6 protein-coding genes and 1 pseudogene are annotated in these 7,942 nt (G+C 50.6%); 6 read left to right on the forward strand and 1 reads right to left on the reverse strand.

What is annotated here, in order from left to right; all coding sequences use genetic code 11:
* On the forward strand, window positions 1–1,006 hold a 1,006-nt coding region (gene dnaJ, locus VIN66_RS12380), incomplete at its 5' end, for a molecular chaperone DnaJ (RefSeq protein ID WP_331924265.1).
* A 103-nt stretch (window positions 1,007–1,109) separates the two neighbouring features.
* The gene (locus tag VIN66_RS12385) at window positions 1,110–1,910 is read left to right on the forward strand and encodes a M48 family metallopeptidase (protein WP_273022730.1); all 801 of its coding nucleotides are present in this window, start codon (window positions 1,110–1,112) and stop codon (window positions 1,908–1,910) included.
* Between the two features lie 57 nt (window positions 1,911–1,967).
* Here VIN66_RS12385 and VIN66_RS12390 read toward each other — a convergent pair whose 3' ends face one another.
* The gene (locus tag VIN66_RS12390; protein ID WP_331924266.1) at window positions 1,968–3,290 is read right to left on the reverse strand and encodes a Na+/H+ antiporter NhaC family protein; all 1,323 of its coding nucleotides are present in this window, start codon (window positions 3,288–3,290) and stop codon (window positions 1,968–1,970) included.
* 168 nt (window positions 3,291–3,458) lie between these two features.
* On the opposite strand from VIN66_RS12390, the gene VIN66_RS12395 reads away from it, so the two are divergent.
* The 4 genes and pseudogenes from VIN66_RS12395 to carB all read left to right on the forward strand — a co-directional run.
* Complete coding sequence (locus tag VIN66_RS12395) at window positions 3,459–5,330, forward strand: MFS transporter (RefSeq protein WP_331924267.1); 1,872 nt, start codon at window positions 3,459–3,461, stop codon at window positions 5,328–5,330.
* Window positions 5,331–5,430: 100 nt separating this feature from the next.
* Window positions 5,431–6,240 (forward strand): 4-hydroxy-tetrahydrodipicolinate reductase, encoded by an 810-nt coding sequence (gene dapB, locus VIN66_RS12400; protein ID WP_331924268.1) that lies wholly within the window; start codon window positions 5,431–5,433, stop codon window positions 6,238–6,240.
* 196 nt (window positions 6,241–6,436) lie between these two features.
* Window positions 6,437–7,567, forward strand: a complete 1,131-nt coding sequence (gene carA, locus VIN66_RS12405) for a glutamine-hydrolyzing carbamoyl-phosphate synthase small subunit (protein WP_331924269.1) — start codon at window positions 6,437–6,439, stop codon at window positions 7,565–7,567.
* Window positions 7,568–7,597: 30 nt separating this feature from the next.
* Window positions 7,598–7,942: pseudogene (gene carB / locus VIN66_RS12410) on the forward strand (carbamoyl phosphate synthase large subunit); the annotation flags it as partial.

The following is a 7,942-nucleotide window of genomic DNA, read 5'->3' on the forward strand; positions in this document are numbered from 1 at the left end:
GTTTAAAGAAGTTCAGGAAGCCTACGAAGTATTATCAGACGAGCAGAAGCGCGCAGCCTATGACCGTTATGGCCATGCCGGTGTAGATCCAAACCGTGGCGCCGGTGGTTTTGGCGGTGGCGCGGGTGGTGCTGATTTCGGCGATATCTTTGGCGATGTGTTTGGCGATATTTTCGGTGGTGGTGGCCGCCGCGGTCAGTCACGCGCTCAGCGTGGCTCAGATCTGCGCTACAACCTTGAGCTAAGCCTGGAAGAGGCGGTGCGCGGTAAGTCGGTTGATATTAAAGTGCCGACGATGGTGGGTTGTGACGTTTGTGATGGCTCTGGCGCGAAAAAAGGTACCTCAGCCAAAAGCTGCCCAACCTGTCATGGTGCCGGCCAGGTTACTATGCGTCAGGGTTTTTTTGCTGTGCAGCAAACCTGTCCTACCTGTAATGGCCGCGGTAAGATCATTCCGGAACCATGCAGCAAGTGCCACGGTGAAGGCCGCGTCGAGAAAACCAAGACATTGTCGGTGAAAATACCGGCAGGTGTAGACACTGGCGACCGTATCCGTTTAACCGGAGAAGGTGAAGCCGGTATGCACGGTGCACCAGCAGGCGATCTGTACGTACAGGTGCATGTTAAAGAGCACCCGATATTTGTGCGTGACGGCAATAACCTATATTGCGATGTGCCGCTAAGTTTTACCATCGCTGCGCTGGGTGGTGAAATTGATGTGCCGACACTGGATGGCCGCGTGAAGCTGAAAATACCGGCTGAGACGCAAACTGACAAGATGTTCCGCTTGCGCGGCAAAGGCGTGCAGTCTGTACGCGGTGGCGGCGTAGGTGATCTGGTGTGTAAAGTGGTGATTGAAACACCGGTTAACCTGAGCGAGAAACAGAAAGATCTGCTGCGTCAGCTCGACGACAGTATGGCGGGTGACGGTGAAGCCAAACACCGGCCAAAATCGAAGGGCTTTTTTGATGGTGTGAAAAAGTTTTTTGATGATCTAACCAGTTAATCTGAAACGAAAAACCACCTACGGGTGGTTTTTTGCTATTTCAGGGATACAATAAAGCTAAGTATCGTAAAACCACGTTTTGGCTACAGAAAAGGAAATATTCATGTTGAAAAAGCTGTTTATCACCGCTACCTGCGCCCTTGTTATTGCAGCCTGTGCACAGTCTCCAACCGGCAGGCGGCAGATTATGCTGTTTAGTGACACGGAACTGAGCAAAATGGGGGCCCAGACCTTTGACAGTATGAAAGAAGAAACGCCAATCAGTAAAGATGCCAAGACCAACAGCTATGTTAACTGCGTGACGAATAATCTGCTGGCGGTAACACCAGATAATTTAAGGGCTCAAAGCTGGGAAATTGTGGTATTTGAGTCTGATCAGGTCAATGCCTTTGCCCTGCCGGGCGGCAAAATCGGAGTGTACACCGGTTTATTAAAAGTTGCTGAAAATCAGGATCAACTGGCTGCCGTAGTCGGGCATGAAATTGGCCACGTTATCGCCGGGCACAGTAATGAGCGCTTATCGACCAATCAGGCGCTGCAGACGGTATTGGCACTGGGTGATGCTGGCTTGAAAGCTTATGGTGTGAAGTACCAGCAGGAACTGATGACAGCCTTTGGTTTGGGGGCGCAGTATGGTGTAGCGCTGCCGTTTAGCCGTGCGCACGAGTCAGAGTCAGATATCATTGGCCTGGATTTAATGGCTAAGGCTGGTTTTGAACCGCGTCAGGCAGTTAATTTGTGGCAGAATATGGCAGCCGCAGGCAGTGGTGGCACGCCGGAGTTTATGTCGACGCACCCTTTACCGGAAACGCGCATCAAAGATTTACGCGCCAAAATGCCGGAAGCAATGAAAACATTTAATGAGCGTAAAGCCGTCTCTGCTTTACCGAAATGCTCACGTTAACTTTTGCCGCATGTACCGCTTCAACGCCTGTGTTTGAAGCGGTACATGCGGTGCCGGTTAGAGCACAGTCGCTGTTTTGCGTAGCAGTATTGTCAGTACGGCAATAAGTAACAACAGCAGACAATAGTAGCTTTGCGTTACCACCTGCCAGGGAGAAATGCCGAAGCTGGCGCCTAACAGCAATGCCTGAGCACCGTAAGGCACTAAGCCCTGGCTGATACAGGCAAAAATATCCAGCAAGCTGGCGCTGCGCCGCGGTGTGATCTGATGCTGCTGTGCCAGCGTCTTGGCAACATCGCCGGTAAGTACTATGGCAACAGTATTATTGGCAATACACAGGTTGCTGATAAAGGCCAGAGCGGCAATAGCCAGTTGCTGCGCCTTGTTACCCGCCAGTTTTAAACCGCTGGCTAACTGCTGAATTTTATCTGCAATCCACTGCAAACCGCCTTGCTGCTTAATGAATTCACTTAAGGCGCTGACCAGCATGGCCAGAATAAAGATCTCCTGCACATTGGCAAAACCAGTCGCGATATCTTTGCCCAGGCCAGCCAGCGCATAATCGGCAAACCAGGCACCTTGCAATGCAGCCAGCGCGATACCCAGCAATAACACCAAAAACACGTTCAGACCCGCAACAGCCAGCAGTAAAATCGCAGCGTAAGGTACTACACCTGTCCAGTTAACGGCGGCTGTTTGTATCGGCGCGCCTTCGCTTGCCAGCAGTGCATAAAGTACCAACGTCAGTAACGCTGCAGGTAGTGCTATCTTAATGTTTTCACGGAATTTATCTGCCATGCGCGCACCCTGGGTACGGGTTGAAGCGATAGTAGTATCGGAAATAATTGACAGGTTATCACCAAACATAGCACCACTTAGCAAAACGCCAGCTACCAGTGCCGGATCTAACCCGGCCTGGTGGGCTAACCCAACAGCAATAGGTGCCAACGCACCTATGGTCCCCATAGAGGTGCCCATTGCTGTCGAAATAAGGGCAGCGATAGCAAACAAGCCAGGTAACAGCCAGGGCGCCGGGATAAGGCTAAGACCAGCGTTGACTGCGGCATCGACACCACCGGTAGCCGTTGCCACACTGGCAAAAGCACCTGCCAGCAGGTAAATAATACACATGGTAATGATGTTGCTATTACCCGCACCTTTAACCATCACATCAATTGATTGCTGCAGCGGCGCTCGATGTAACCAAACGGCGAGGATCAGTGCCGGAATAATAGCGACATGGCCGGGGAGCTGATAAAAAGCATAGGCAACATCCTGGCTTTGCAGATACAGCCCGGTACCCAGAAACAGTGCTACGAAAAACAACAATGGCAGCAACGAGCGTTTTGCCCCTTTGGCCGCCGGAGCAGAGTGGTTCATAACGTGACCTTATAAAAATCTGGCTGTTACTCAGCCTTATGGGTTGCGCAATATATAGATGGCTAGACGTCCTGTCAATTTGCGCTTGTTATTTTGTCCTCTGGTATAAGCTACCTGAGTTGATTATGCTGGCAACTGTTTTGTACGGAGTTTTTCAACGGAGTGAGTATGTCACAGCGCAATTTAATAGCTTCCAGCCGGTTTTTGCCGTTTTTCCTGACCCAGGCCAGTGGCGCTTTTAACGATAACGTCTTTAAGAATGCGCTAATGCTGATACTGGCGTTTACTGCCGCGAATGCTTTGCCGTGGGATACCGACTTAACCATGAATCTGGCGGCGGGTTTGTTTATTCTGCCGTTCCTGTTGTTCTCTGCAACTGCGGGCTCTCTGGCCGATGCCGTGTGTAAAACCAAACTTATCCGGGCACTGAAGCTGTTGGAAATTGCGCTGATGGTATTGGCTGCGCTGGCATTTTATTTTCAGCAGTATTTGTTGCTGTTAGGGGTGTTGTTTCTGATGGGCGGTCAGTCAGCTTTTTTCGGCCCGGTGAAGTACGCCATCTTGCCGCAACTATTAACGGAAAAGGAATTATTGGCGGGCAATGCCTGGGTGGAAATGGGCACCTTTGTTGCTATTTTGCTGGGCACCATTACGGGGGGCTTGCTGGTAGGTCTGGTAAACGCACCGCTGTGGATTGGTGCTGTTGTTATCGTGTTCTCAGTACTGGGGTATTTATGCAGCCGGAGAATACCGGCAGTGGGTGAGGTTGGCGGCGCTGAAACCTTTCGTTTTGCGCCCTGGCAGCAGACTAAAGCGACAGTCAGTATTTGTTATCAGAATCGGACGCTGTATTTATCAGTGATGGCAATAAGCTGGTTCTGGTTTTTGGGCGCCAGTTACTTAACACAGTTCCCTAATTTTACCAAAACGGTACTGGCAGGTGACAACACTGTGGTGACTGCGCTGCTGGTAGCGTTTTCTGTTGGTGTTGGCATTGGCTCTATGCTGTGCGAGCGCCTATCTGCCGATAGAGTAGAGCTTGGTCTGGTACCGATAGGTGCTATCGGTCTGACGGTGTTTGGTGTTGGTTTGTATTTCAGCAGCCCTTCTTTCAGCGGGCCTGAACTGCTTAATCTGGCACAGTTTCTCAGCATTGCATCCGGCAGCTGGGTACTGCTGAACCTGACGCTGATAGGTGTGTTTGGTGGCCTCTTTATCGTACCCTTGTATGCGCTGCTACAGCAACGTGCTGAGCCAGCTCAGCGGGCCCGTGTTATTGCTGCAAATAACATCTTTAACGCGTTGTTTATGGTGGGTAGTGCCATTGCCGGCATAGTGTTCTTGTCGGTGCTGGATTTGGCTATCCCGGAATATTTCCTGGTGCTTGCGATTATGAATGCCGTCGTTGCGCTGTATGTATTCAGTCAGGTACCGGAATTTGCGCTACGTTTTGTGATTTATTTGCTCAGCCATACGATGTACCGCGTGCAAAGCCGTGGTCTGGAGCATATTCCGTCCGACGGGGCGGCGGTGCTGGTTGCGAACCATGTCAGTTATGTCGATGCGCTATTGATAGGCGGAGCGGTGCGCCGGCCGGTTCGCTTTGTAATGGAAAAAGCCATTTACGATTTGCCGGTGGCCAACTGGTTGTTCAAAGCCGCAAAAACGATCCCTATCTGCAGTAAGCAAAAGGATGAGGCAGTGTACGAGGCGGCATTTGCCAGCATTAAACGCGAGCTGGAACAGGGCAATCTGGTATGTATTTTCCCGGAAGGCCGGTTGACAAAAACCGGTGAGATAGATGGTTTCAGACCCGGCATAGAACGTATTCTGGCAGAAACGCCGGTGCCGGTTGTACCGATGGCACTGCAGGGGCTATGGGGCTCATTTTTCAGCCATCACGGCAGTGGCGCATTTAAGTTTAAAGGCCGGTTTTGGTCTAAAATAAAGCTGCACGCCAGCGATGCATTACCGGCCTCTGCGGCTAACGCCGCTGAGCTGGAGCGACAGGTGCGGTTATTGCGGGGTGATGCAGCGTAGTCTGTAATGAAAAATAGCCATTAAGATGGCTATTTTTCTTCCTTCATCAGGCTGCTTTTGCTCTAATAGCCACCTTGGGATGTTTATACCGGGTCAGATTATGCCTGCGATTGGAATTTTTGGTGCCAACGGCCGTATGGGCCGCTCCCTGGTCAGTGTTGCCAAAGAGCAACAGTTAAACCTTACCGCTGCCACTGTTCGAGCAGGCTCTGAGTTGATTGGGGTAGATGCCGGAGAACTGGCCGGCTGCGGTAAAGCAAATGTGCCGCTTACTGCGACCTCAGCCGAAAGTGTCAACAAGGCTGATATCTGGATCGACTTTACTATGCCTGAGCCTATGCTGGAGCATCTTCAGCTGGCAGTAGCAGCAAGAAAAGCGATGGTAATTGGTGTCACCGGTTTAACGGATGCGCAATACAAGCAGGTGCAACAGGCGGCGGAACATATTCCCATCGTCTGGGCACCTAACATGAGTGTGGGTGTTAACCTGCTACTACATCTGGTACAAACCGCCGCGAAAGTGATGGGACAAACTGCAGATATCGAGATTATTGAAGCTCACCACCGCTTTAAAAAAGATGCCCCCTCAGGCACCGCCATGGCGATTGGCGCCAGTATAGCTAAAGCTCTGGACCGCGATTTGGCTAAGGTAGCAGTATATGGACGCGAGGGGATGACCGGCGAGCGCGAGCAGCAGACTATCGGCTTTGCTACCGTGCGCGGTGGCGATATTATTGGTGACCACACCGCCTTATTTGCAGATTTAGGTGAAAGGCTGGAAATAACCCACAAAGCATCAAGCCGATCGACCTTTGCACAAGGTGCTCTGCGTGCTGCTCTGTGGTTGCAAAATAAACAGCCCGGACTTTATTCCATGCAACAAGTGTTAGGTTTGGCACAGTTAAGCTAGATTTTTGCACTATTAAGGTTAAAAAGACGCTAAAGTTGTCATTTATAATAAAATTCAAAAAAATCGTAGCTAATCTGCCTCTGATCGCCTAGAATAAGCAGGTTTGCCCAAGGCAAATCGGGTATCACATTTTGGGTCAAAACGGGTTGTAAAACAGTATCAGTTTTCGCCCGTTTTTTGCTGTTTGGAGGTTATCTTGACTAAGTCCGCCCTGCTCGTACTGGAAGACGGCACCGTATTTCGCGGTACAGCCATTGGCGCTGAAGGAGTTTCTGTAGGTGAAGTGGTGTTTAACACTTCAATGACCGGGTATCAGGAAATATTGACTGATCCCTCGTACGCAGAACAGATCGTTACTCTCACTTATCCACATATTGGCAATACCGGTACCAATACTGAAGATGAAGAATCCGGGAAAATCTGGGCCAGAGGCCTGATAATCCGAGACCTTCCACTTCTTGCCAGTAATTTCCGTAACCAACTTTCTCTTAGTCAGTATTTAACACAAAACAATATTCTCGGCATCGCCGACATCGATACCCGCAAGTTAACCCGAATTTTACGTGAAAAAGGTGCGCAAAATGGCTGTTTAATGGCTGGCGATAACCTGGACGAAGCTAAAGCACTGGAACTGGCAAAAGGTTTCCCTGGCCTTTCGGGTATGGACCTTGCCAAAGAAGTCACGGTTAAGGCTCCGTATCAGTGGACCGAAGGCAGCTGGGCACTGGGTGAAGGCCATAGCACACCCGACAACGCGAAGTTTCATGTTGTAGCCTACGACTACGGTGTTAAGCGCAACATTCTGCGCATGTTAGCAGACCGTGGTTGCAAGCTGACAGTAGTGCCTGCGCAAACACCGGCGAAAGACGTGTTAGCGATGAACCCGGACGGTATTTTCTTATCCAACGGCCCAGGCGATCCGGCACCTTGTACCTACGCTATTGAAGCAATCAAAACATTCTTAGAAACTGACATTCCGGTTTTTGGTATTTGCCTGGGCCATCAGTTACTGGCACTGGCCAGCGGCGCACAAACGGTGAAAATGCCGGTTGGTCACCACGGTGGTAACCACCCGGTGCAAAATCTGGACACCAAGCGTGTACTGATCACTGCACAGAATCACGGTTTCGCGGTAGATGAAGCCAGCTTACCGGCCAATTTACGCGCCACCCATAAGTCGTTGTTTGACGGCACTTTACAGGGCATCCATCGTACGGATAAACCGGCTTTCAGTTTTCAGGGCCACCCTGAAGCGAGCCCCGGTCCGCATGAAGCCTCTGAGCTGTTCGACCATTTTATCGAGCTGATGCAACAGCATAAAGCCTAAGCAAACACGAATTACGGAGACATCGCAGCAATGCCAAAACGTACCGACTTAAAAAGTATTCTGATCTTAGGCGCTGGCCCAATCGTGATTGGTCAGGCCTGTGAGTTCGACTACTCAGGCGCTCAGGCCTGTAAAGCGTTAAAAGAAGAAGGCTACCGCGTTATTCTGGTGAACTCTAACCCGGCCACCATTATGACTGATCCGGAAATGGCGGATGCCACCTATATTGAGCCAATTCACTGGCAGGTAGTGGAAAAAATCATTGAAAAAGAGCGCCCGTGCGCAGTGTTGCCTACTATGGGCGGCCAAACGGCATTGAACTGTGCGCTGGACTTAGAGCGTCACGGTGTATTGGCGAAATACAATGTGGAAATG

Source organism: Rheinheimera sp. (genome assembly GCF_036568245.1).
GTDB lineage: Bacteria > Pseudomonadota > Gammaproteobacteria > Enterobacterales > Alteromonadaceae > Alishewanella.